Below are 23,908 nucleotides of genomic sequence, written 5' to 3' on the forward strand. Positions count from 1 at the left end.
GATTGTTGCTGGTCACCGGCGTCGAGCGCCTCTCGTTTTCCGGGCGCGGGAGAGGGTCAGGCGAGATCCCCGCCGGGGGTGTCCCGGCCCTCCCCCGGGTGGACGGCGCCGGCCAGGGCGGCGATCGCGGCGGGACCGATGCGGCAGCAGCCGCCGATGAGGCGGGCGCCGGCGCGGTGCCAGGCGCGGGCGGGCCAGGGGGCCGGGGTCGCGGGGGTGTGCCAGGTGTGCGTGGCGGCGTCCCAGACGGAGCCGTCGTTGGGATAGGCCAGGAGCGGCTTGCGGGTGGTGGCGGCGGCCTCTTCGAGGGCGGGCAGGACCTCGGCCGGGTCGCAGCAGTTGACGCCGAGAGCGATGATCTCCGGGGCGTCCGCGGCGAGGGCGAAGGCCTCGCGGAGGGGCGCGCCGGAGCGGGTGCGCCCGTCGGCCACGGTGTAGGCGAGCCAGGCCGAGGCACCGGTTTCCGCGAGGACGGCGAGCACGGCCTCGGCCTCGTCCGGGTCGGGGAGGGTCTCCACGGCGAGGACGTCGGGGCCGGCGTCGAGCAGGGCCTCGATGCGGGGGCGGTGGAAGGCGGCGAGCTCGCGCACGCTCAGGCCGTACCGGCCGCGGTACTCGGAGCCGTCCGCGCGCACCGCCCCGTACGGGCCCACCGAGGCGGCCACCCACACCTCGTGGTCGGCGGCCTCGGCCGCGCGGGCGGCGAGGGCGACGCCGCGGTGCAGCAGGGCGGTGGTCGCGGCGCGGTCGTACCCGTGGGCGGCGAAGGCCTCGTAGCCGACCTGGTATCCGGCGGTGATCAGTACCTCGGCGCCGGCCCGCGCGTACGCCGTGTGGGCGGCCTCCACCTGGTCCGGCCGCTCGGCGAGCACCCGGCCCGTCCAGAGGCCGCCGGACAGGTCGCAGCCCTGGTCGGCGAGCTGGTTGCTCAGACCGCCGTCCAGGATCACGGTCCTGTGGCGGAGGGCCTCGGCGAGCGGGCCGGACGCGCGTGGCACGGGGGTGGCTCCCTACCGGCCGAGCTGGGAGAGCACCTGGGCGGAGATCAGCTCCAGGTGGTCCAGGTCGTCGAGGTCGAGGAGCTGGAGGTAGACGCGGGAGGCGCCGACGGCCTCGTAGGCGCCGATCCTCTCGACGACCTCGGCCGGGGAGCCGGCCAGTCCGTTGGCCTTGAGCTCGTCCACGTCCCGGCCGATGGCGGCGGCCCGGCGGGCCACCTCGGCGTCGTCCTTGCCCACGCACACGACGAGGGCGTTGGAGTAGACCAGGTCCTCGGGCTTGCGGCCGGCCTCCTCGGCCGCCTCCCGGACCCGGCCGAACTGCCGCTCGCTGTCGGCGACCGACGCGAACGGCATGTTGAACTCGGACGCGTAGCGCGCGGCGAGCCGCGGGGTGCGCTTGGCGCCGTGGCCGCCGATGAGGACGGGGACCTTGGCCTGGGCGGGCTTGGGCAGCGCGGGCGACTTCTCCACCTGGTAGTGGCGGCCCGCGAAGTCGAAGGTGGCGCCGACCTCGGTGGCCCACATGCCGGTGACGATGGCCAGCTGTTCCTCCAGCCGGGACATCCGGTCCGGCGGGAAGGGGATGCCGTACGCCTTGTGCTCCTCCTCGAACCAGCCCGCGCCCAGGCCCAGTTCGACGCGGCCGCCGGACATCTGGTCCACCTGGGCCACCTGGATGGCGAGGACGCCGGGCAGCCGGAAGGTGCCGGCGGTCATCAGCGTGCCCAGGCGGATCCGCTTGGTCTCGCGGGCCAGGCCGGCGAGGGTGATCCAGGCGTCGGTGGGGCCGGGCAGGCCGTCGGCGGATCCCATCTTCAGGTAGTGGTCGGAGCGGAAGAAGGCGTCGAAGCCCAGGTCCTCGGTGGCCTTGGCGACGGTCAGGAGGGTGTCGTAGCTCGCACCCTGCTGGGGCTCGGTGAAAATGCGCAGATCCATGTACCCATCCTGCCCCTCCCGCCCCGGCAGGGTGAATCTGCGTCAACCGGACGGTCCACCGGGACGCCGCCAGTGACCAGCCCGGACGGGGATCGTTTCCTCCGACGGAGCCGGACCGCCCGGCCCGCGCGCCGGCGGACTGTCGCCGTTGCGTCCACCGCGCCCTTCCGCCTTGGAAGGGCCAGGGCCGAGGAGGCCGCCATGTCCCACGAGGCCGTGCCGGAGACCCCCCGACAGACCGGACCGAACGGACCGGCCGGACAGGCAGCACAGGAGTACGCGCACCAGGAGCCCGCGGTGCCCGCCCAGGGCGGCGGCGCGCCGAAGGGTCTGCTCCAGCAGATGGAGGAGCTGATGGCCGCGCTGAACGCCGACCTCTCCCGGCTCGACGCCGATCTCCAGTCCTCCACGGACCGCACCGCCGAGGGCGAGCGCCCGTCCTACCGGTCGTCCTGACCGTGCGGGTCCCGCCGCGCACGGCGGGACCCCACTCGCTCCGCCCGCGCCGCCGAAGCGTCCGCTCAGGCCACGCCCGAGGCGGATCCCCGCTCGCGGACCGCCATGCGGCGCAGGATCGCCCGTACCCGGTCGCTCGACTCGTCAGCCGCGTCGATCGACTCTATGCACTGCCAGTACAGGGTCTCGTCGTCCGTGCCGCAGGCCACCCCGACCAGGGCTATGCCCACTTCGCCGAGCAGCGCCTGAAGCCCGAGCAGCGCCTGGCGGACATCCGACACCTCGCTCAGCTGCGCCGCCCGCGGCGGATACTCGGGCGCACTGCCCTCGCCGCACAGGGCGGCTCTGTCGAGCACCCCGCATCCTCTGCCTCCCGCTTCCCCCAGTCCCCGTGCCTCCGCTCTCAGCTCCGGCGGCCCGGTGACCGCCAGACAGCTCCCGATCCCCTGCGCGAGCGCCTGGGCCTGCCAGGCCTCGCCCACGATGTCCCACGCAGCCCCACTCTGTGCCAGCGCGTGCCGACCGGCCGCGATGAGCCGTACCGCATCCATATGCCGTCCCCCGTCCGCACGACATCCCGCCGTCCTCACCACTACCCAGCGTGAGGGCAACACGCCAGTAAAGCCAGGGGTATTCGGAAAATGTGGACAGAAACGTGATTGTGGATGAGTCCATCACTCCGAAGAGTGACGATTTGATGTCGGTGTATCGGCCACGGGGAAGCGGAGTTCGTTCCTCTCGATCTTCGCGGCCAGCGCATCCAGCACATCCACCCCGAGAACCTCACAGAACTGCAGCAGATACGCGAGCACGTCGGCCACCTCATCGGCCACGCGGTGGGCGGTTTCCGGCTTCTCCATGACCTGCGCCGACTGTTCCGGTGTCAGCCACTGGAAGATCTCGACCAGTTCGGCCGCCTCCACGCTCAGCGCCACGGCCAGGTTCTTGGGCGTGTGGTACGGCTCCCATCCGCGCGCGGCCGCGAACTGCGCGAGCCGGCGCTGCAGTCGGTCCAGCCGTTCGTCGGGCCGTTCGGCCGGCCGTTCGTCGAGCCGTTCGTCGGGCTGTCCGGCCGGCCGTTCGTCGGGCTGTCCGGCCGGCCGTTCGTCGGGCTGTCCGGCCGGCCGTTCGTCGGGCTGTCCGGCCGGCCGTTCGTCGGGCCGCGGCTCCTGGGTCTCGTTCATGCGGTCAGGTCTACCATCGCGACGCCGGGGAGGCGGCGGGCGGCCGCCGCGGTGTCCTCCCCCACCGCCGCCACCAGCCGGATGTGGCCGCGCGCCCCGGACAGCAGGGCCAGGCGCAGCAGCTCGGCGCTCTGACGCCGGTCCAGGCCGCGGTCGAAGCCGTCGGCCAGCACGGTCAGGGCCTGCTGCGCGGAGAGCAGTTCGGCGGCGGGGTCCATGGCCAGCACTCCGGGGCCGGTCAGCAGGACCAGGGCCAGCGCGAGGAAGCGCAGTTCGCCCGCGCCGAGGCGGGCCAGTTCCGTGGCGGGCCGGGCGGGGCCGCGGTCCAGTACGGCCGTGACCGCCCCGCCGCCCGCGGGGGCCCGTACGTCGAGGCCGGCGACGGGTCCGGCGCAGCCGGTGCGGGCCGCTCCGGCCAGCAGGGCGTGGCGCGTGCCGCATTCGTGGCGGGTCCGGCGCAGTACGTCGGCCAGGTTCGCGCAGTCGCCGAGCAGCCGGCCCTGACCGGGCGGGACGGCGGCGCGCATCCGGTCCGGGCGGGGGTCGCAGGGGAACACCGAGCGCAGGGCGACCACGACCTGTTCGGCGGCGGCCAGGACCTGTCGCTGGCCGGTCGTGGAGCCGGCGACGCGCAGCGGGAGCAGCGCCGTCCCGAGCCGGTCGTCGGGCAGCGGGGCCCGGGTGACGCCGATGGCGCCGCCGGTCAGCCAGGCGGCCTGGACGGAGCGCCAGCCGGGGTCGCGCAGGGCGGTGGCGAACAGGATCTGCCCGTCCTGCGAGAGCCGTTCACCGACGATCCGCAGCGTGGGCTCGGCCTGGACGGCGAGGTCGAGCCGGACCGGGCCGGCGGGGCCGTCGACCGTGCAGCCGAGGCGGAACCCGCGCCGCCGCTGGGCGTCGGGTACGGCCAGGTCGGGTACGCGGGCGCGGGGGTCCGGGAAGGCCTCCTCCAGGGTGGCGCCGGAACCGAGCCCCGCCAGGGCCTCGTAGGCGGCCAGGGCCTGCGACTTGCCGCTGCCGCTCGGCCCGGCGAAGAGGGTGACGGGGCCGAGCGGGAAGGCCGCCGACCGGTGCGGCCCGAAGGCGGAGAGCCGCAACTCGGTGACCACGGGCCGCAGGTGCGGCTGCTGCGGCGCGGGCTCGGCGCGCGTCGGCGCGGCCTGCGCGGGCACGGTGGGGCGGTCGGTCGGCGCGCCGTCGGCCGGAGCTCCCCCGGCTAACGAGGGGTCGACGTCGGGGGCGAGTGCGGCGGGGGCGGGGCCCACCGCCGCGTGCAAGGTGGCGTCCATGCGCGGACGGTACGGGCCGCCGGACCCCCTGTGGACCCGACGAACCGTTCCCTCGCGTGGACCTTCCTACGAACGGGGGACGGCCGCGGCCGCGATCCCCTCGACCTCGGTCCCCACCGGCGCCAGCAGGAAGACGTTGCGGTCCACCCGGTGCATCCCGCTGCCCAGCCCGAAGACCACGCCGCTGCTGAAGTCCAGGATGCGCTTGGCGACTTCGCTGTCCGCCCCGGTGAGGTCGAGCAGCACCGGGATCTGCGCGATGAGGTACTCCGCCACCTCCCGCGCGTCCGCGAAGATCTGAACTCTGATCACCACGAAGCGCCGCTGCTCCGCCACCGACGCTCCGGGCGCCTTGGGAATCGTGCGGTGGTCCACCCGGGAGGGCCATTCGTTGCGACTGCGCAGGGGGACCACCTGCGCGAGCCCCTCCCACTGTTCGTCGGTGACGTCGTACCTGCTCACCGGGCCGCCTCGGCCGCGCGCTTCTTGTGCATCCCCCCATCCTCTCGCGTTTCACCCGTTCAGCCCAACAGCGACACGAACCGTGCCGGGTACTCTCCGGGCACAAGATGAGTTAGGTTAGGCATGCCTAACTTACTCGGACGAGGGAGAGATCCGCATGCGCATGTCCGGTGCCCCCGCCACCCCGGCCGCCCGGCCCACCGACGCCGAGCGGATCCGGTCGATCCTGGCCGCCGCCCACTCCATGACGCTGATCACCGACGAACAGCGCACCGAGGTCCGCCACCTCGACGGCGGCGACCCGATGGGCCGACTCCACCTGCACCCGACCGAACCGGGCGGCGACGGCGAGTACCGGCCCACGATCCGACTGGAGTTCACCGACGTCGCCCCCACCCCCGTACGCGACCGGGTGCGCGCCCGCGTCACCGTGCTGGGCCGCCTGCTCACCCCGTACGTGGACGAGACCGCCGACTCCACCTGCGTGGAGTTCGGCCGGGCCGTCCTGGAAACCGGGCACGGACTCGCTGACGTCGGCCTGGAGGAGCTGGAGGCGACCCGCCCCGACCCGCTCGCCCCGTACGAGGCGGGCATGCTCACGCACCTCCTCGACGACCACCACGACCTCGTCACCCTGCTGCTGCGCCTGGTCCGGCCGCTGCCCACCGCGGCCGTCGTGCGCGCGCTCCCGGTCGCCATGGACCGGTACGGGATCACCCTGCGGCTGGAGGAGCGGCGCGGCCACCGGGACGTGACGCTGCCCTTCCCCTCCCCCCTCGACGACGTCGAGCAGTCCGGTGCGCAGATCCAGGCGCTCTTCGGCGCGGCCCGCCGGAGCTCGCACCGCAACACCCTGCCCGCGTGAGGGAATAGGGTCCGGCGGGGCCCCGTTGGGGGTGATCATGAAGGCCATCACGTACAGCGCATACGGAACTGCCGAGAACCTCCAGCTCGTCGACGTACCGCAGCCGAAGGTGGGACCGGGCGAGGTCCTCGTCCGCGTCAAGGCCGCCGGGGTCAATCCGGTGGACTGGAAGCTCGCCGCCGGATACCTCGACCCGATCCTCGAGGTCCGCCATCCCGTCATACCCGGCTGGGACGTCGCCGGAGTCGTCGAGGCGCTCGGCCCGGACACCTTCGACTACGCCGTGGGCGACGAGGTGTACGGCTACGTCCGCAAGGAGTGGGTGGAGCTCGGCACCTACGCCGAACTGGTCAGCGCCCCCGTCCGCACCCTCGCCCGCAAGCCCCGCGCGCTGAGCTTCGAGCAGGCCGCGGGCATCCCGCTGGCCGGCCTCACGGCCTACCAGGCCCTCACCCGCGTGGGCGTCAAGGCCGGCGAGACCGTCGTCATCCACTCCGCGGCGGGCGGCACGGGCTCGTTCGGCGTGCAGATCGCCGTCGCGCTGGGCCTGCGGGTCATCGGCACGGCGGGCGCGCACAACCACGACTACCTGCGCGGGCTCGGCGCCGAACCGGTGCTGTACGGGGAGGGCCTGGCGGACCGGATCCGCGAGTTGGCACCCGAAGGCGTCGACGCGGCCCTGGACTTCTACGGGGACGACGTCGTGGAGACCCTGCAGTCCCTGGTCAAGGAGCGCGGCCGGGTCGTCTCCATCACCGACCGCCAGGCCGCCGCCAAGGGTGCCCACCAGCTGTGGGTGCGCGCCGACACGGCCGACCTGACGTTCCTCGCGGAACTGGCCGACGCGGGCGACCTCACCGTCAACGTGGAGCACGTGCTGCCGCTCGCCGAGGCCGCCAGGGCCTGGGAGCTGAGCGCCTCGCGCCGTACCCGCGGCAAGATCGTCCTGACGGTCTGAAGCGAGGACCGGCACCGGCAGGGGGCGGTCCCGCAGAGACCGCCCCCTCCCCCGGGCCTCAGGACGTGATCGGCCGCAGGTCCCCTCCCAGCGGTGGCCCGATCGCCCTGAGCGACCCGGGCGTCCGGCCCTCGCCCCAGCCGATCTCGCGCCGGTAGCTGCCGAGCAGGCCCCGGTCGGCCAGGGCTGCCTCGTCCCGCACGGCCGGGTCGTCCCCCGCCGGGCGGGTCAGCGGCGAGACGAACAGCGCGTCCGCCGGGCAGTTGGCCTCGCACAGGAAGCAGGTCTGGCAGTCCTCCTGCCGGGCGAGCAGCGGGATCCCCTCGGGCCCGCGCTCGAAGACGTCCGTCGGGCACACCTCGATGCACTTGTCACAGGTGATGCACCGTTCGTGCGAGACCAGTTCGATCACGCCGCCACCCCCGTGCCCGCCGGGGCCGCGGGCCGGGTCCACACCCGGTCCAGGCCGCCCACCAGGATCCGGTGGTGCAGTGCCGGGTCCTGCCGCGGATGGTCCAGCCGCTTGGCCATCCCCCGCGTCTCGGGCCGGGCGAGCGCGGCCGCGTACATCCACCGCGCGTGCGCCGTCATCGCGGCCGCCTGCCGGGCCCGGACCAGCTCCGCGCCCTCGCCGTGGAGCGTGGCCCGCAGCTGCGACCAGGCCGCGTCGAGAGTGCGCAGCGAGGCGGCGAGGACGTCACCGCGGCGCAGGTAGTTCTTGTCGTACGGGAGCACCTCCGCCTGTACGAGTTCCACGGCGGCGCGGTGCCCGCCCGGCGCGGCCGGGCGTCCCGTCGGGCGCAGCCCCGCTCCGCCGGCGCCGGTGACCGGGCGGTCGGCGGCCCGTCCCGCACCGAGGGACAGGGCGTGCGCGGCGGCGCCCCGGCCGGCCCAGCTGCCGGAGGAGACGGCCCAGGCGGCGTTGTGGCTGCCGCCTCCGGTGAAGCCGCCGCAGATCTCCTCGCGGGTGGCCGCGTCACCGGCGGCGTACAGGCCGGGGACGCCGGTGGCGCAGTCGTCGCCGGTGATCCGGATGCCGCCGGTGCCGCGGACCGTGCCCTCGGCGAGCAGGGTCACGGCGAAGCGGTCGGTGAAGGGGTCGATGCCGAGGCGGTCGAAGGTGAGGAAGAAGTTGGGCTGGGCCAGGCGCATGGCGGCCCGGGCGTTCTCGTCGGCGCGGTCGAGGCGCGCGTACACGCGGGCGCCCGTGAGGAGTTCGCGGGCGATCGCCGAGCGTCCGCCCTGGCTGGCCGCGCCCTCCAGCACGCTGCCGTCCTCCTGGTAGAAGGTGGCGAAGGAGTAGAAGGCGGTCTTGGTGACCGAGGTGCCCTCGGGGGCGATGCCGTAGGCGTTGGAGAACTCCATGCCGGAGAGCTCCGCCCCGGCCTCGGCGGCGAAGAGCGCGCCGTCGCCGGTGTTGGTGTTGGTGCCGAGCGCCCCGCTGAGGAAGGCGCAGCCGCCGGTGGCGAGGACCACGGCGCCGGCCCGGACCCGGTAGTGCTCCCGGGCCTGGCGGCGGTACCCGGCGGCGCCCGCGACGGCGCCGTCCGCGTCGGTGAGCAGTTCGGTGACCGGGCTGTGGTCGAGGATCTCGACCCCGGCGCGGCGGATCCGGATGCGCATCCGCCGCATGTACTCGGGTCCTTGGAGGCCGTTGCGGAGCGGCCGGCCGTCGGGCCCGGTGGGGAAGGGATAACGGCCCTCGGTGGCCAGCTCGTTCATCCGGTCGTACGTCTCGTCGAGGACGCGGGCCATCCAGCGCCGGTCGGCCAGGTAGCCCCCGAGTCCCTCACGGGAGGCCATGGCCGCCTCGCGGGCGGCGGGCTCGGGCGGCACGTACCAGACGCCGGTGCCGCCGGCGGCCGTCGCGCCGCTCGTCCCGCAGTAGCCCTTGTCCGCGAGGACGACCCGGGCCCCGGCCCGGGCCGCCTTGAGGGCGGCCCAGGTCGCGGCCGGTCCGCCGCCGACGACGAGGACGTCGGTGACGTGATCGGTCATGCGCTCCCCCTGGTGTGGCGGTTGGCCGGCCGGGGCAGGCCGTAGTTCTCGCGGAGGGTGCGGCCGGTGTACTCGGTGCGGAACAGGCCGCGCCGCTGCAGGATCGGCACGACGTGGTCGACGAAGTCGGTCAGACCCGTGGGCAGGACGGGCGCCATGATGTTGAAGCCGTCGGCGGCGCCCTGGGTGAACCACTCCTCCAGCTGGTCGGCGATCTGCTCGGGGGTGCCGGCGAAGGTGCGGTGGCCGCGGCCGGCGCCGAGGCGGGCGATCAGCTCGCGCAGGGTGAGGCCGTCACGGCGGGCGAGCTCGGCGACGAGGGTGAAGCGGCTCTTGTTGCCGTTGACGTCCCGCTCCTCCGGCAGGTCGGGCAGCGGGCCGTCGAGCGGCAGGCCGGTGAGGTCCACGTTGAGCATGCCGGAGAGCTGGGCGAGGCCGTACTCCGGCACCTGGAGGTCGGTGAGCTGCTGCTCCAGCGCCTTGGCCTCGGCCTCGGTGGAGCCGATGACCGGGGCGATGCCGGGCAGCACGAGCAGGTCGCCCTCGGTGCGGCCGTACTTGGCGAGGCGGGACTTGAGGTCCTTGTAGAAGGTCTGGCCGTCGGCGAGGGTCTGCTGCGCGGTGAACACGGCCTCGGCGTACTGGGCGGCGAACTCCTTGCCGTCCTCGGAGGAGCCGGCCTGCACGAGGAGCGGGTGGCCCTGGGGCGAGCGGGGGACGTTGAGCGGTCCGGCGACCCCGAAGTACTCGCCGCGGTGGGCGGCGGGGTGGAGCTTGTCGGTGTCGGCGTAGATGCCGGCCTCCTTGTCGAGGACGATCGCGTCGTCCTCCCAGCTGTCCCAGAGCTTGGTGGCGACGTCGAGGAACTCGCGGGCGCGGTCGTAGCGGAGGTGGTGCGCCAGGTGCTCGTCGCGGTTGAAGTTGCGGGCCTCGTCGACGGTGCCGGAGGTGACGATGTTCCAGCCGGCGCGGCCCCCGCTGATGTGGTCGAGGGAGGCGAACTTCCGGGCGGTGTTGAAGGGCTCGTTGAAGGTGGTGGAGACGGTCGCGATCAGCCCGATGTGCTCGGTGACGGCGGCGATGGCGGACAGCAGGGTGAGGGGCTCGAAGCCGCCGAGGGCGTTGTAGCGGGCCTTGCCCCAGAGGGCGAGTCCGTCGGCGAAGAAGATGGAGTCGAGCCGTCCGCGCTCGGCGGTGCGGGCCAGCTCCTGGAAGTACCGCAGGTCGGTGACGCGTTCGGGGGTGCTGTCGGGGTGGCGCCAGGCGGCGTCGTGGTGCCCGGCGTTCATGAGGAAGGCGTTGAGGTGGAGGGTCCGGGGGGCGGTGGTCATGACTGTTCCTCGTGGGTCGGGTGGTGCGAAGCGGGGGGCCGTCGGTTTCGGCACCGGGTGCGTGGTGCAGGGCGTCGGGCGTCGGGCGTCGGGCCGGGAAGCGTCAGGCCGGGACGCGCCAGGTGCTGAGCCGGCGCTCGATGGTGACCAGCAGCTGGTTGAAGGCCACGCCGATGGCGGAGATGGTGACGATGCCCGCGTACATCTGCGGGATCGCGAAGTTGAACTGCGAGGCGTTGATCAGATAGCCGAGGCCGGCCTTGGCGCCGATCATCTCGGCGGCGACGAGGACGAGGATGGAGACGGCCCCGGCCAGCCGGATCCCGGTGAAGATCGCCGGTACGGAGGCCGGGAGGATCACCTTCTGGAACAGGCGGGGCGTCGAGAGGTCCATGGAGCGGGCGAGCCGGACCAGGGTGGGATCGGCGTTGCGCACGGCGCTGATGGTGTTGAGCAGGACGGGCCAGAGGCAGGCGTAGACGACGATCGACACCTTCGAGGTCTCGCCGATGCCGAGGAGCAGGACGAACACCGGGAGCAGCGCGAGGGCCGCGGTGTTGCGGAAGACCTCCAGCAGCGGCCCGAGGAAGTCGGCGAGCGGCCGGTACCAGCCGATGAGCAGGCCGAGGGGGACGGCGACGGCCACGGCGATGCCGAAGCCGCCGAAGGAGCGGATCAGGCTGGCCTGGGTGTGGTCGGCGAGCTGGCCGTCGCCGGCCAGCTCCCACCAGGCGACGGCCACCTCGCTGATGGGAGGCAGGAAGGTGGCGTCGACCAGGCCGGCGCGCGGGGCGAACTCCCAGAGGGCGACCAGCGCGAGGATCGCGGCGCTCCGCACGGCGACGGCCTTCAGTGCGCGTACGACGGCGAGCCCGGCGGTTCTCGTACGCGCGGGGGCCGGGGCCGCGGGTGCGGCGGGTATCGGGTCCGGCCCGCGGGCGGCGTCGGTGTCGGCGCCCGCCGGGGACTTCCCGGCCGGGTCCCCGGCGGGTGCGGCCGCGGCATGCCCGGCCTCCGGCACGGATTCGGCCGTGCCGGGGGCGCTCCCCGCGTCCGGCACGGCGACGGCGCCGCCCCCGGCCCGGGCCGGAGCCTGGGCCGAGGCCGGGGCGTTGAGCGCGGAGGCTCCGGCCGCGGCGGCGTTGCCCGCCTCCGGGACGGACCTGGCCGGGGCGGAGGCAAGGGCGGACTCGGCCGGGGCCGGGGCCGGGGCCTTGAGAGCGGAGGCTCCGACCGCGGCGGCGTTGCCCGCCTCCGGGACGGACCTGGCCGGGGCGGAGGCAAGGGCGGACTCGGCCGGGGCCGGGGCGGAGTCCGCCGGGCCGCGGACGTTCCCCGCGTCCGGGACGTAACCGGCCGGGACGGCGCCGCCTCCGGCCCGGGCCGGAGCCTGGGCCTTGAGCGCGGAGGCTCCGTCCGCGGCGGTGGTGACGGGCCGCGCGTCCGGGACGGACTCGGCCGGGCTGGAGGCGCGGGCGGACTCGGCCGGGGGCCGGGCGGAGCCGGGGGCGGTCCCCGCGTCCGGGGCGGACTCGGCCGGGGCCGGGGCGGGCGGGGTGGTCAGGGGGGTGGTGTCGGTTCCGGTGCTCATGCGGCTGCCGCCTCCTTCTCCAGTTGCTGGGCGCGGGCCACCTCGTCGTGGAGGAGGTTCCAGATCTCGTGCCGGTAGCGGGCGAACTCCGGGCTGGACCGCAGGGCCTCCCCCAGCAGTCCGCCGCGGTCGCCGAACGAGACCGGGACGACCTCCTTGACCCGGCCGGGCCGGGAGGTCATGACGGCCACCCGCTGCCCGAGGTAGACCGCCTCCTCGATGCCGTGCGTGATGAAGACGACGGTCTTGCCGGTGCTCTGCCAGATGCGGCGCAGCTCGTCCTGCAGGGACTCGCGGGTCTGCGCGTCGAGCGCCGCGAACGGCTCGTCCATCAGCAGGACGTCCGGGTCGTACGCCAGCGCGCGGGCGATGGCGACGCGCTGGCGCATGCCTCCGGAGAGCTGGTGCGGGTGCCGGTCCTCGAAGCCGGTCAGTCCGACGAGGTCCAGGAACTCCTTCGCCCGGACAGCCCGTTGGCGGCGCGGCACCCCCGTGGCCTCCAGGCCGAACTCGACGTTGCCCTGGGCGGTGCGCCACGGCAGCAGCGCGTACTGCTGGAAGACGATGCCCCGGTCCAGGCCCGGCCCGGTGACCGGCTTGCCGTCGAGCAGGATCCGCCCGGCCGTGGGGGCCGCCAGGCCGCCGAGGAGGTCGAGGAGCGTGGACTTGCCGCAGCCGCTGGGGCCGACGACCACGAGGAACTCCCCGCTGCGGATCTCCAGGTCGATGCCGTCCAGGGCGGTGAAGTCCCCGAAGGTCTTGCGTACTCCCTCGAACACGATCTTCGTCATGGTGGCCGTCACCCCTTTCCGTACGCGTTGAACTCGTTGGTGTAGAGGTCCGACGGCTTGAACTGCCCCGGCTTGATCTCGCCGCGCTCGCCGAGCCAGTCGAGCCAGAGCTGGAACTCCTGGTCGGGGATCCGGCCGCCCGTCTCGGCGATCCCGTACGAGCGCCAGTACTGCAGGGCGGTGGTGTCCTCGTTGCGGCCGCGCTTCTTGACGATCTCGGTCATCCGGGCGACGGCCTCCTCGCGCGGGGTGGTGCGGGACCACTCGATGGCCTTGGCCACGCCCGTCACGAAGGTCCGTACGGTGTCCGGGTTCTGCTTGATGAAGCGCTCGGTCATGATGTAGGTGCCCGCGCTGAACGGGCCGAGCAGTTCCACGTCGGTGAAGAGCGGGCGGATACCGCCGGAGGCGACGGCCTTGTCGCGCAGGATGCCGGTGAGCACCCCGACCTCGATCTGCTTGGCGCGCAGCGCCTGTTCGGTGTTGACGGGCGGGATGACCAGGGCCTCGACCTTGGCCGCGTCCGCCTTGGAGAGGCCGTTGCGGCTGAGGTAGGTGTCGAGCAGCGCCTGGTAGTGGGCGCCGAGGGTGTTCATGCCGACCGATCTGCCGATCAGGTCCCGGGCGGAGCGGATCGGGCTGTCCTCCAGGACGAAGTAGCCGGCGTAGGAGTACTGGTCCGAGCCGTAGGAGGAGATGACCGCCTTGATCGGCGCCTTGCCGGCGGCGAGCTTGATGACCGCGCCGTTGAAGGCGCTGCCGAAGTGGGTCTGGCCGGTGGCGGCGGACTGGATGTCCTGCGGGCCGCTGATGGTGTTGCCGACCCATTCGAGCGTGACGTCCTCGAAGTAGCCGAGATCGGCAGCGAGTTCGGGGAGCGTGACCGCACCGACCGCGCCCTGGTACTTCAGGGTCTTGACCTGCGAGCCGGAACCGCCGCCGGTGGCGGTGGCCGTGCCGCAGCTCACCGCGGCCGCGGAGATGCCGAGCAGGGTGAGGAACTGGCGTCGGGAGGTGCGGGTCGAGGTGAATCCTGCGGGCATGACGAGGTCCTTGTCGGTGCGGTTGCGTGGTCGCTTCGCGTGGTCGGGGTGTCGGGTCGGCGGGTGTCGGGTCGGGTCGGGTCGCGTCGTGGCGTCGTGTTACGGAGCGGTGGTGAGCGCGGCGGCGGCGGGCGCGGCGCGCACGGCCTCGGCGAACTCGTCGACCGCCTGGAAGAGGTCGAGCTCGGCCTCGGGTCGCAGCCGGTCGGGGCCGGAGCCGCGCTCGACGGAGGAGTCGAGGACGAAGCGGCCGGCGGTGACGTGCCGGGCGCCGAGGGCGGCGAGGACGGGGCGCAGGGCGTAGTCGATGGTCAGGACGTGGGCGAGGCTGCCGCCGGTGGCCAGCGGGAAAATCGTTTTGCCGGCGAGGCCGTCCTGCGGGAGCAGGTCGAGGAAGGCCTTGAGCAGGCCGGTGTACGAGGCCTTGTAGACCGGGGTCGCGATGACCAGGCCGTCCGCCTCGGCCACGGCTTCGAGCGCCCGGCGGATCTCGGGCTCGCCCCGGCGGGCGGCGAGCAGGTCGGCGGCGGGGAGTTCGCGCACGGACAGGTGCGCGGTCCCGAAACCGGAGTGGGACAGGCGGCGCAGCACGTGGTCGGCGACGACGGCGGTACGGGAGTGGGCGGAGGGGCTGCCGGTGATGGCGAGCAGGTGGGGCACGGGGGCTCCTTGGGTGACGTACGGGCGAGGCCGGGCGGAGCCCGGGAGGGACTGGGCGGTACGGGCGGTGCCCGGGGCGGAACGGGGCGGTGCGGGGCGGTGTGGTGCGAGGCGGGCGGGGCCCGGACGGTGCGGGGCGGTGCCCGGAGGGCCGTGCCTTGGGGGCGGTGCAGTGCGTGCGGTGGTGGTGGGTAGTGCCCGGGCGGAACGGGGGGTGCGGGGCGGTGCCACGGGGACGGGGCCGTGTGGGCGGGCGGTGGGTAGTGCCCGGGGCGGTGTGGGGCGGTGCCCCGGGGGTGGAGCCGTGCGGGCGGGCGGTGCCCCGGGGACGGGGCCGTGCGGGCGGGGGCGGTGGGTAGTGCCCGGGCGGAACGGGGGGTGCGGGGCGGGGGCGATCGGGTGGTGGTCAGGCGGTGGTGGAGGCGCCGGACGGGATGCCGAAGGCGGGGTCCGGGACGGTCTCCGGGCTGATCAGGCGGGAGGGTTCACCGTCGGGACCGACCGGGACGTCGCCGTCGACGGTGACGCGGCGCAGGGTGCGCTCGTGGTCGTCGGAGTCGTCCACGCCGTAGTGCTGGGTGGCGCGGTTGTCCCAGATCGCGACGTCGCCCGCCTGCCACTGCCAGCGGACGGTGTTCTCGGGGCTCTCGATGTGCGACTGGAAGAGGTCCTGGAGGACGCGGGAGTCGCGGCCGGTGAGGCCCTTGATCCGCTGGACGAAGTTGCCCAGCAGCAGGGTGCGTTCGCCGGTCTCGGGGTGGACGCGGACCACCGGGTGCTCGGTGAGGAACGTGGTGGAGGTGAACACCTCGCGGTACTGGGCCAGGGCCTCGGGGAGGGCGTCGGGCTTGAGGGCGGCGTAGTCGTACTCGTTGGAGTGCACGGCCCGCAGGCCGTCGGCGAGGGCGCGGAGCGGCTCGGGGAGGTTGTCGTAGGCGGTGGCGGTGTTGGCCCAGAGGGTGTTGCCGCCGTACGGGGGGACGGTGACGGCGCGGAGGATGGAGAAGGCGGGGTAGGCGGGGACGAAGGTGACGTCGGTGTGCCACTGGTTGGCGCGGGCGCCGTGGTGGGAGTCGATGCCGAGGGCGTAACGGCCGTCCGCGGAGGGGACGGTGGGGTGCGCGACGGGTGCGCCGAGCAGCTCGGCGAAGGCCTCGTGGGAGGCCTCGTCGAGGTGGTCCTGGCCGCGGAAGAAGACGACCTTGTGCGCGAGGAGGGCGGCGCGGATCTCGGCGACGGTGCCGTCGGGCAGGTCGCCGCCGAGCCGGACGCCGCCGATCTCGGCGCCTATGAGGCCGCCGATCTTGGTGACGGTGACGGTGGGGGCGGGAAGGGTGGTGGCCATGGGAGCTCCCTGCTGAGGACTGGCTGCGGGCGGGCTGGCCGCCGCAGCGGCGGAACGGTGTGACGTGACGTGACGTGGTGCGGTGCGGGTGGTACGGCTGCGGGCGCCGGCCCCCGAAGGGCGCGGAGTCCCTCGGGAGCCCGGCCGCCCCGCGGCTGCTCGGCGGGGTCCCGGCCAGCGACCCCGCCTACGGACCCCGCCCCGACGGACACACCTGGTAGGGCGAGCCGCCGGGGAAGCCGGGGCCGCCGGCGAGGCCCGTGGGACACCCCGGGGCGACCGTCCCGGCCGAAGTCCCCTGGTGGGGAGGCCCGTCGGGACCTCCCCGGCGAGGCGCACCCCGCCGGGGGCGGTGCCCACGGCGAGCCACCCCGGCACGAGACACCCCTGGGGCCTCGGTGGGGAACGCGCCGCGGTCACCCACGCCGGAACGGCACCCCCGAACGAGCACCGCCCCTACGGGTTCCGGTGGGGCACCCACACCCGGGCGGCGCGGGCGGAACGGCGGCCCCTGGTCGGGGACCGTCCCGGTCGGACAACTCCGGTGCGGGGCCGCGCCGGTGGGTTCCGGCGAGGCACCCGCCCGGGCCGCCCTGCCGGATGGGCGGACCCTGGTCGGGGCACCCTCCCGGTGCGGGTACCGGTCTGGCGTGGCGGGGTTCGTCGTGGGCAGCCGTGGGGGCGTTCCCCGGCGTCGACCCCCGTCGGGCGCCCCGGTCAGGGGGCCGAGTCGAGGTGGGCTCGCCGACGGGCACGGTGGTGCGGAACGTCCCCGGTCGGGGGAGCCGGGTCGGGGACCCGCCTCGGGACGGCGGCCCTCGGGCAGCGGTCCGGTGACGTGTCGTCCTGGGAAGGCGGTCCTGGTGGGCGCCGGCCCGGGAGGGCACGCGCCCCGGGGGCCGGCCCGGAGTGCTCCGGAGAGGTGCGCCCCGGGGCCCGACCGCGGAGGAGGCGGTCCGGGAGGACGCTTCCGCGGGCGGGCCCGTGGGGCGGGGTCCGGGAGGGCGTGCGGGCGGGGGTCAGGCCGTGGGGGCCGGACAGCGGCCCGGACACTCGCCCGGCTCGGTACAGAGGCCGGGGGTGTGGAGCCGCGTGGCGAGGAGTTCGGTCGCGGACATGGCTCGGAGACTGTCAGTGCCCCCGCCGCCGGTCAACCCCCTCCCGCCGCTCTCCGAGGTGGCCGGAACGAACCCCTCACCTGACTCCGTACACCTGCCGCGACCTGGTCTTTCCGTCAGGGCGACAGATCATCCACACGGCCCTGGACGGCCGAAAATCCATGGCTGGATTTCACGAGGCCGCAACGCCGCCGCCACGGTTGACCCTCGACCTGGTGGAGGGCGCAGAGTTCCCGGTATGGAGAGCGAGATGCGCAGCATCGGCGAGATGGCCCGGGACAGCGGACTGGGTGTCAGCGCCCTGCGGTTCTACGACGGGGCCGGCGTGCTGGTCCCGGCCTGGGTGGATCCGGTCAGCGGCTACCGCTGGTACGGCCCCGAACAGCTGGAAGAGGCCGGCCTGCTGGCCCGGCTGCGGCGGGCCGGCATGCCGTTGGCGGACATCCGGCTGGTGCTGGCCGGCTGGTCCGGTGCGGACACCGACCTGGTGCGCAGGCTGCTGGAGGTACACCTGCGCCGTCTCGAACGGGGCCTGTCTGATGCCCGCAGCGCGTTCTCCGCCGTCCGAGCGCTCCTCGATCGCAGGGAGAAAGACCCGATGACCGTGCTCCGCCCCGCCACCACCGCCGCAACCGACGCCACCGCCACCGTCCGCCCGACCGTCTCCGCCCGCGAGCTGGCCGCCGCGCTGGATGCGGTCCGCTTCGCCGCCGGCACCGATCCGGAATTGCCGATGCTGTGCGGCGTCCTGTTCGATATCGAGGGCGACGCGCTCCGCGTGGTGGCCACCGACCGGTACCGGCTGGCTGTCGCGCAGGCCGCCACCACCGGCTACGGCGGGCCCCGCGTGCAGGCCATCGTGCCGTCCCCGCTCGTGGACGCGATGCGGGCGCTGCTGACCGACGAGACCCCGGTCCGGCTGACCGTGGACGGTGACCGGGTGACGTGGGAGGCGGGGGACCGTCAGACGGCCGGCCGGTGCGTCGACCACGAGTTCCCCGATTACCGTCGCCTCGTCCGCGTGCCGGCAGGGCGCCGCGTCCCCGTCGATGTCGCGGCGTTCCGGGAGGCGGTGGAGACCGGTGCGGTCCGTACGGGTGAGGCGCTCGGGCAGGACGGGGCGACCTGCGACCTCACCGTGCTCAAGGTGACCGCCGCCGGTGGGGTGGGCGTCTGCGAGGACGGCGACGACGATCCGGCCCGCGTCGCCGTCAACCGCGACTTCCTGCTGGACGCCCTCGCCGCCGGAGCCCGCGACCGGCTGGTCCTGGAGGTCGGCGCCCCCACCGCGCCCCTGGTGGTCCGCCGCACCGACACCGAGGACGCCTATTCGCTGCTGATGCCCGTCCGCCTGGAGGACTGACGCCCGGGCCCGCTCAGGGCCGGGCCCAGGTGCGCAGGAGCGACTCCCGCTCGGCCGCCGCGGGCGTACCGTCCGCGGCGTGATCGCGGCCCCAGGCCGCCGGCCTCCCGGGGTCCGCGGTCCCCGCGACGAAGCGGGCGAGCAGCTCCTGGGAGAGGGCCGTCTCCTCGGCGCCGTAGCCGGCGACCGCGGCGTACACCGTCACCTGGTCCGGCCCGTTCTCCGTCTCCAGCCGCAGCGTCATCTCGGGCGGACCCTCGCCGGTGAAGGCGCCGAGCGCGGCCGAGACCACCGCCCCGAGGAGCTTCGAGGCGCGACCGGACGAGCCCTCGACGGGCACGTCGTCGACGACCGCGGAACGCAGCCCTGCCCAGGTCCACGCACGGTCGCCGTCGGGGTCCACCGCTTCCGGCCCGTCGCCGGTCAGCCGCACGCAGCCCCCGAGGGCGTTCGGCGGCGACCCCACGTACACGGCGTCCGGGGTGATCCAGAACAGTCCGACCATCGTCACAACCGACTCCCGCCACTCGCGCCCCGTGCCACGGGCGCCGCCGGCCCGCCCCCCACCCGTACCGCCCGGACGGAACGCACCACCGCAGACACGCCCGGGGCGGGCCCGTCCGGATGCCTCCGGACCCGTCGGGGCGGACGCTGGGAGGGCGGGCCGGGAAGCCGCACCGATCGTCCGTCCCCGGCCCCGCCACCCCGCCACCCCGCCACCCCGCCGGAGGAAGTGATCTGCATGACCGACCGTCCGCGTACGCGCCGCCTCCTGATGCTCTCCGCCTCGGCCGCCCTGGTGGCCGCGGGCTGGCTCCCCTGCGCTCCCGCGCTCGCCGCCCCCGCCCTCTCCGCCGCTCCGCCCGCGTATGTCGGCGCCGTCACCGCGACGCCCGCCGTGGAGTGGGTGAAGACCACCGATCCCCCCAGTGGCATCACGGCCGAACTGCCCGGAAAGGTCGAGGTGCGGAAGAACTCCGTGCCCACCGCCGGCGGCGAGTCGGTGGAGGTCCGCGGGTACGGGCTGGAGACCCCCGGGGGAACCGTCGGCTTCACCGTCCACGACCTGCCCGGCGACCAGCTCTCCCTCGACGAGGCCCTCGTGGTGGTCGACAGCGTCCACATCCCCTGACCCGGGGCCCCGAGTGGCAGGACCGGGTCCGGGACCCGTGCTTCTGTCGGAAGTGTTCAATCCGGTGCTCGCGGGCAGGACCGCGCTGGTGAGGCGTCCCGTACGGGGGAGGTCACCGGGAGAGCGGGGGCGCCGCGACGGAGCGCCCGCCCTTCCGTGGAGATCTCCGGCGGATCGTGGTAACGCGCGCGGGTCCGGCCCTACTCTCCAGTACCCCGACAACGGTGCTGCTCAGCCCTGTGGTCAAGATCCTTGCCGGATCTCACGAGAGGGCGAGATCACACCGGACGGTATGGTGCGCCCCAAGCGCCCGCCCCTAGCATTCGAGCCATGACGGTCCTGCCTGACGACGGGCTCTCCCTGGCCGCCGAGTTCCCTGACGCGACGCATGAGCAGTGGCAGCGCCTTGTAGAAGGCGTACTGCGCAAGTCGGGCAAGGAAGCCTCCGGCGCGGCCGCAGAAGATGCGTTGTCCACCCCTCTCGAGGACGGGCTCACCACCCGCCCGCTGTACACCGCGCCGCCCGACGGGACGGCTCCCGACATCGGATTGCCCGGCTTCGCCCCCTTCGTACGCGGAGGCCGGCCGGAGGGCACCACCGCGAACGGCTGGGACGTGCGCCAGCGCCTCGCGGGCACCGACCCGGTGCGCGTGAACGAGGCGGCCCTCGCCGACCTGGAGAACGGGGTCACCTCCCTCTGGTTCACCGTGGGCCCGGGCGGCCTCCCGGTCGACGGCCTCGCGCGGGCGCTGGAGGGGGTCTACCTGGACCTCGCTCCGATCTCCCTGGACGCGGGAGCCCAATACGCGGAAGCCGCACGCGAGTTGCTGCGCCTGTTCACCGAGAGCGCGGTGGCCCCCGAGGTCGCGCGGGCCTCGCTGGGCGCCGACCCGCTGGGCCACGAGGCCCGGACCGGGGAAGCCCTGGATCCGGCCGCCGCCGTGGAGCTGGCCCGGGAGGCCGCCGCCGGCTGGCCCGGGGTGCGCGCCATGACCGTGGACGCCCTGCCGTACCACGAGGCCGGCGGCAGCGCCGCCGAGGAGCTCGGCCTGTCCCTGGCCACGGGCGTCGCCTACCTGCGCGCCCTCACCGAGGCCGGACTGGGCGTCGAAGCCGCCCTCGGACAGCTGGAGTTCCGTTACGCCGCCACCGCGGACCAGTTCCTCACCATCGCCAAGCTGCGCGCCGCGCGCCGGCTGTGGGCCCGTATCGCCGAGGCCTCGGGGGCCCCGGAGGCGGGTGCCCAGCTCCAGCACGCGGTGACCTCGCCGGTGATGATGACCCGCCGCGACCCGTGGGTGAACATGCTGCGCACCACCGTGGCCTGCATGGCCGCGGGCGTGGGCGGCGCGGACTCGGTCACCGTGCTCCCCTTCGACCACGAGCTGGGTCTGCCGGACGCCTTCGCGCGCCGGATCGCCCGCAACACCTCCACCATCCTGCTGGAGGAGTCGCACCTGGCCCGGGTCATCGACCCGGCCGGCGGCTCGTACTACGTGGAGCGACTCACGGACGAACTGGCCCACGCCGCCTGGGAGTTCTTCCGGACCGTCGAGAAGGCCGGCGGCCAGGCCGCCGCCCTGCGCTCGGGTCTGGTCGCCGAGGGGCTGGCCGCCACCTGGGCGGAGCGCTCCAAGAAGCTGGCCAAGCGCCGCGAACCGATCACCGGCGTCAGCGAGTTCCCGCTGCTGTCGGAGAAGCCCGTCGTACGTGAGCCCGCGCCCGCCGGACCCACCGGCGGACTGCCGCGCGTGCGGCGCGACGAGGCGTACGAGGCCCTGCGCGCCCGCAGCGACGCGCACCTGGCGGCGACCGGGGCCCGGCCGAAGGTCTTCCTCGCCGCGCTGGGCCCGGCGGCCGCGCACACCGCGCGGGCCACCTTCGCCTCGAACCTGTTCCAGGCGGGCGGGATCGAGCCCGTGCACGACCCCGTCTCCGTGGACGCCGAGAGCGCCGCCGCGGCCTACGCCGCCAGTGGCGCCGACGGCACGGCCGTGATCTGCTCCAGCGACGCGCTGTACGAGGAGCAGGCCGCGGCGGTGGCCGGGGCCCTGCGCGCGGCGGGCGCCACGACCGTCTTCCTCGCCGGGCGGCCGGGCACCGCAGAGGCTTCCGTGGACGCGTACGTCTTCGCCGGCTGTGACGCCGTCGCCGTGCTGTCCTCCGTACTCGACCGGATGGGAGTGCCGTCTTGAGCATCCCCGATTTCTCCGAGCTGTCGCTCGGCTCCTGCGCCGCCGGGGTCTCCGAGGAGCAGTGGCGGACTTCGGTGAAGGAGTCCACCGGCACCGCGGCCGCCGACCTGCTGTGGGAGACCCCCGAGGGCATCGGCGTCAAGCCGCTGTACACCGGGCGGGACCTGGAGGGCCTGGACTTCCTGCAGACGTACCCGGGCGTGGCCCCGTACCTGCGCGGCCCGTACCCGACGATGTACGTGAACCAGCCCTGGACGATCCGGCAGTACGCCGGCTTCTCCACGGCCGAGGAGTCCAACGCCTTCTACCGGCGCAACCTGGCGTCCGGTCAGAAGGGCCTGTCCGTGGCCTTCGACCTGCCGACGCACCGCGGCTACGACAGCGACCACCCGCGCGTGACGGGCGACGTCGGCATGGCGGGCGTGGCGATCGACTCGATCTACGACATGCGGCAGCTGTTCGACGGGATCCCGCTGGACAAGATGTCGGTGTCGATGACGATGAACGGCGCGGTGCTGCCCGTCCTCGCGCTGTACATCGTGGCGGCGGAGGAGCAGGGCGTCTCCCCCGACAAGCTGGCCGGGACCATCCAGAACGACATCCTCAAGGAGTTCATGGTCCGCAACACCTACATCTACCCGCCCAAGCCCTCGATGCGGATCATCTCCGACATCTTCTCCTTCACCTCGCAGAAGATGCCGCGGTACAACTCGATCTCCATCTCCGGCTACCACATCCAGGAGGCCGGGGCCACGGCCGACCTGGAGCTGGCGTACACCCTCGCCGACGGCGTGGAGTACCTGCGGGCGGGTCAGGCGGTCGGGCTGGACGTGGACGCGTTCGCGCCGCGCCTGTCGTTCTTCTGGGCGATCGGCATGAACTTCTTCATGGAGGTCGCGAAGCTGCGCGCGGCCCGCCTGCTGTGGGCGCGCCTGGTCAAGCAGTTCGACCCGAAGAACGCCAAGTCGCTGTCGTTGCGCACGCATTCGCAGACCTCGGGCTGGTCGCTGACCGCGCAGGACGTCTTCAACAACGTGACGCGCACCTGCATCGAGGCGATGGCGGCGACCCAGGGCCACACCCAGTCGCTGCACACCAACGCCCTCGACGAGGCGCTCGCGCTGCCGACGGACTTCTCGGCGCGCATCGCCCGCAACACCCAGCTGCTGCTCCAGCAGGAGTCGGGGACCTGCCGGTCCATCGACCCGTGGGGCGGCAGCGCGTACGTCGAGAAGCTGACGTACGACCTGGCGCGGCGGGCGTGGCAGCACATCGAGGAGGTCGAGGCGGCCGGCGGCATGGCGCAGGCCATCGACGCGGGCATCCCGAAGCTGCGGGTGGAGGAGGCCGCGGCGCGCACGCAGGCGCGCATCGACTCCGGGCGGCAGCCGGTGATCGGCGTGAACAAGTACCGCGTGGAGAACGACGAGGCGATCGAGGTCCTGAAGGTCGACAACTCCTCGGTGCGCGCCCAGCAGATCGCCAAGCTGCGGCGGCTGCGCGAGGAGCGCGACGAGGCGGTCACGCAGGACACCCTGCGGGCGCTGACCAACGCGGCGGAGCGCGGGGACGGGAACCTGCTGGCCCTCGCCGTGGACGCGGCGCGCGCCAAGGCCACGGTGGGTGAGATCTCCGACGCACTGGAGAAGGTGTACGGGCGGCACGCGAGCCAGATCCGTACGATCTCGGGTGTGTACCGCACCGAGGCAGGCGAGTCCCCGTCCCTGGAGCGCACCCGTGCGCTCATCGACCGGTTCGAGGAGGCGGAGGGCCGCCGTCCGCGCATCCTGGTGTGCAAGATGGGCCAGGACGGGCACGACCGCGGCCAGAAGGTGATCGCGTCGGCCTTCGCCGACCTGGGCTTCGACGTGGACGTCGGCCCGCTGTTCCAGACCCCGGCGGAGGTGGCCCGTCAGGCCGTCGAGGCGGACGTCCACGTGGTGGGCGTCTCGTCGCTGGCGGCCGGCCACCTGACCCTCGTACCGGCGCTGCGCGAGCAGTTGGCGGAGGAGGGCCGCGAGGACATCATGATCGTCGTGGGTGGGGTGATCCCGCCGGCGGATGTCCCGACGCTGCTGGAGATGGGCGCGACGGCGGTGTTCCCGCCCGGCACGGTGATCCCGGACGCGGCCCACGACCTGGTGACGCGGCTGGCCGCGGACCTGGGCCACGAGCTGTAGGCGGCCGCC

The 23,908-nt window shown here is 74.2% G+C and carries 22 protein-coding genes; 7 read left to right on the forward strand and 15 right to left on the reverse strand.

Translation table 11 applies throughout. The features are described from left to right. Positions 1-56: 56 nt before the first annotated feature. A complete protein-coding gene (mmuM, locus tag ACFYP3_RS18550) occupies positions 57-998 on the reverse strand; it encodes a homocysteine S-methyltransferase (RefSeq protein ID WP_388833314.1) in 942 nt (313 codons plus the stop codon). Positions 999-1,010: 12 nt separating this feature from the next. Next, the gene (locus ACFYP3_RS18555) at positions 1,011-1,937 is read right to left on the reverse strand and encodes an LLM class F420-dependent oxidoreductase (RefSeq protein ID WP_388833316.1); all 927 of its coding nucleotides are present in this window, start codon (positions 1,935-1,937) and stop codon (positions 1,011-1,013) included. A gap of 201 nt (positions 1,938-2,138) precedes the next feature. Here ACFYP3_RS18555 and ACFYP3_RS18560 point away from each other — a divergent pair, with 201 nt between their 5' ends. Then, positions 2,139-2,393 (forward strand): hypothetical protein, encoded by a 255-nt coding sequence (locus ACFYP3_RS18560; protein ID WP_365477425.1) that lies wholly within the window; start codon positions 2,139-2,141, stop codon positions 2,391-2,393. 65 nt (positions 2,394-2,458) lie between these two features. Here ACFYP3_RS18560 and ACFYP3_RS18565 read toward each other — a convergent pair whose 3' ends face one another. The 4 genes from ACFYP3_RS18565 to ACFYP3_RS18580 form a co-directional block, all read right to left on the reverse strand. Then, positions 2,459-2,944 (reverse strand): DUF6099 family protein, encoded by a 486-nt coding sequence (locus tag ACFYP3_RS18565; RefSeq protein ID WP_388833320.1) that lies wholly within the window; start codon positions 2,942-2,944, stop codon positions 2,459-2,461. A 123-nt stretch (positions 2,945-3,067) separates the two neighbouring features. Next, positions 3,068-3,409: a nucleotide pyrophosphohydrolase gene (locus tag ACFYP3_RS18570; RefSeq protein ID WP_388833409.1), complete on the reverse strand. Its 342-nt coding sequence runs from the start codon at positions 3,407-3,409 to the stop codon at positions 3,068-3,070. Between the two features lie 164 nt (positions 3,410-3,573). Continuing rightward, entirely contained in the window at positions 3,574-4,866 is a 1,293-nt protein-coding gene (locus ACFYP3_RS18575) for an ATP-binding protein (RefSeq protein WP_388833323.1), read from the reverse strand. A 66-nt stretch (positions 4,867-4,932) separates the two neighbouring features. Beyond that, positions 4,933-5,328 (reverse strand): cell division protein SepF, encoded by a 396-nt coding sequence (locus ACFYP3_RS18580; RefSeq protein ID WP_030721444.1) that lies wholly within the window; start codon positions 5,326-5,328, stop codon positions 4,933-4,935. A gap of 157 nt (positions 5,329-5,485) precedes the next feature. Between ACFYP3_RS18580 and ACFYP3_RS18585 the strand changes: the two genes are divergently transcribed. Both ACFYP3_RS18585 and ACFYP3_RS18590 read left to right on the forward strand, forming a co-directional pair. Next, positions 5,486-6,193 carry a DUF2470 domain-containing protein gene (locus ACFYP3_RS18585; protein ID WP_388833326.1) on the forward strand — a complete coding sequence of 236 codons (708 nt, stop codon included), beginning with the start codon at positions 5,486-5,488 and terminating at the stop codon, positions 6,191-6,193. 37 nt (positions 6,194-6,230) lie between these two features. Beyond that, a complete protein-coding gene (locus ACFYP3_RS18590; RefSeq protein WP_388833329.1) occupies positions 6,231-7,151 on the forward strand; it encodes an NADP-dependent oxidoreductase in 921 nt (306 codons plus the stop codon). Positions 7,152-7,209: 58 nt separating this feature from the next. On the opposite strand, the gene ACFYP3_RS18595 is transcribed toward ACFYP3_RS18590, so the two are convergent. From ACFYP3_RS18595 to ACFYP3_RS18630, 8 genes are all read right to left on the reverse strand, one after another. Next, positions 7,210-7,563: a 4Fe-4S dicluster domain-containing protein gene (locus tag ACFYP3_RS18595; RefSeq protein WP_388833332.1), complete on the reverse strand. Its 354-nt coding sequence runs from the start codon at positions 7,561-7,563 to the stop codon at positions 7,210-7,212. Further along, positions 7,560-9,149, reverse strand: coding sequence for an FAD-dependent oxidoreductase (locus tag ACFYP3_RS18600; RefSeq protein ID WP_388833335.1), 1,590 nt, complete (start codon positions 9,147-9,149; stop codon positions 7,560-7,562). The genes ACFYP3_RS18595 and ACFYP3_RS18600 overlap by 4 nt, the downstream gene beginning before the upstream one ends. Then, positions 9,146-10,480 carry an LLM class flavin-dependent oxidoreductase gene (locus tag ACFYP3_RS18605; RefSeq protein ID WP_388833338.1) on the reverse strand — a complete coding sequence of 445 codons (1,335 nt, stop codon included), beginning with the start codon at positions 10,478-10,480 and terminating at the stop codon, positions 9,146-9,148. Before ACFYP3_RS18605 ends, ACFYP3_RS18600 begins: the two co-directional genes overlap by 4 nt. Before the next feature lie 103 nt (positions 10,481-10,583). After that, entirely contained in the window at positions 10,584-11,333 is a 750-nt protein-coding gene (locus tag ACFYP3_RS18610) for an ABC transporter permease (RefSeq protein WP_388833412.1), read from the reverse strand. Positions 11,334-12,067: 734 nt separating this feature from the next. Beyond that, the gene (locus ACFYP3_RS18615) at positions 12,068-12,862 is read right to left on the reverse strand and encodes an ABC transporter ATP-binding protein (RefSeq protein ID WP_388833341.1); all 795 of its coding nucleotides are present in this window, start codon (positions 12,860-12,862) and stop codon (positions 12,068-12,070) included. Between the two features lie 8 nt (positions 12,863-12,870). Beyond that, positions 12,871-13,905, reverse strand: a complete 1,035-nt coding sequence (locus ACFYP3_RS18620; protein WP_388833344.1) for an ABC transporter substrate-binding protein — start codon at positions 13,903-13,905, stop codon at positions 12,871-12,873. Between the two features lie 99 nt (positions 13,906-14,004). Next, positions 14,005-14,565, reverse strand: coding sequence for an NADPH-dependent FMN reductase (ssuE, locus tag ACFYP3_RS18625; RefSeq protein WP_388833347.1), 561 nt, complete (start codon positions 14,563-14,565; stop codon positions 14,005-14,007). A gap of 406 nt (positions 14,566-14,971) precedes the next feature. Further along, complete coding sequence (locus tag ACFYP3_RS18630) at positions 14,972-15,910, reverse strand: TauD/TfdA dioxygenase family protein (RefSeq protein WP_388833350.1); 939 nt, start codon at positions 15,908-15,910, stop codon at positions 14,972-14,974. Positions 15,911-17,266: 1,356 nt separating this feature from the next. On the opposite strand from ACFYP3_RS18630, the gene ACFYP3_RS18635 reads away from it, so the two are divergent. After that, positions 17,267-18,391 (forward strand): MerR family transcriptional regulator, encoded by a 1,125-nt coding sequence (locus tag ACFYP3_RS18635; RefSeq protein ID WP_388833353.1) that lies wholly within the window; start codon positions 17,267-17,269, stop codon positions 18,389-18,391. Between the two features lie 13 nt (positions 18,392-18,404). Here the strand turns inward: ACFYP3_RS18635 and ACFYP3_RS18640 are convergent, their stop codons facing one another. Then, the gene (locus ACFYP3_RS18640; protein ID WP_388833356.1) at positions 18,405-18,902 is read right to left on the reverse strand and encodes a hypothetical protein; all 498 of its coding nucleotides are present in this window, start codon (positions 18,900-18,902) and stop codon (positions 18,405-18,407) included. Between the two features lie 231 nt (positions 18,903-19,133). On the opposite strand from ACFYP3_RS18640, the gene ACFYP3_RS18645 reads away from it, so the two are divergent. The 3 genes from ACFYP3_RS18645 (at position 19,134) to scpA (ending at position 23,899) form a co-directional block, all read left to right on the forward strand. Further along, on the forward strand, positions 19,134-19,523 hold the full coding sequence (locus tag ACFYP3_RS18645; RefSeq protein WP_388833358.1) for a hypothetical protein: 390 nt from the start codon (positions 19,134-19,136) through the stop codon (positions 19,521-19,523). A 330-nt stretch (positions 19,524-19,853) separates the two neighbouring features. Next, positions 19,854-21,719 (forward strand): methylmalonyl-CoA mutase family protein, encoded by a 1,866-nt coding sequence (locus tag ACFYP3_RS18650; RefSeq protein WP_388833360.1) that lies wholly within the window; start codon positions 19,854-19,856, stop codon positions 21,717-21,719. Continuing rightward, positions 21,716-23,899, forward strand: coding sequence for a methylmalonyl-CoA mutase (gene scpA / locus ACFYP3_RS18655; protein WP_388833363.1), 2,184 nt, complete (start codon positions 21,716-21,718; stop codon positions 23,897-23,899). Before ACFYP3_RS18650 ends, scpA begins: the two co-directional genes overlap by 4 nt. Positions 23,900-23,908 lie beyond the last annotated feature (9 nt).

Source organism: Streptomyces sp. NPDC005533 (assembly GCF_042871845.1).
In the GTDB taxonomy this organism is placed as follows: domain Bacteria; phylum Actinomycetota; class Actinomycetes; order Streptomycetales; family Streptomycetaceae; genus Streptomyces.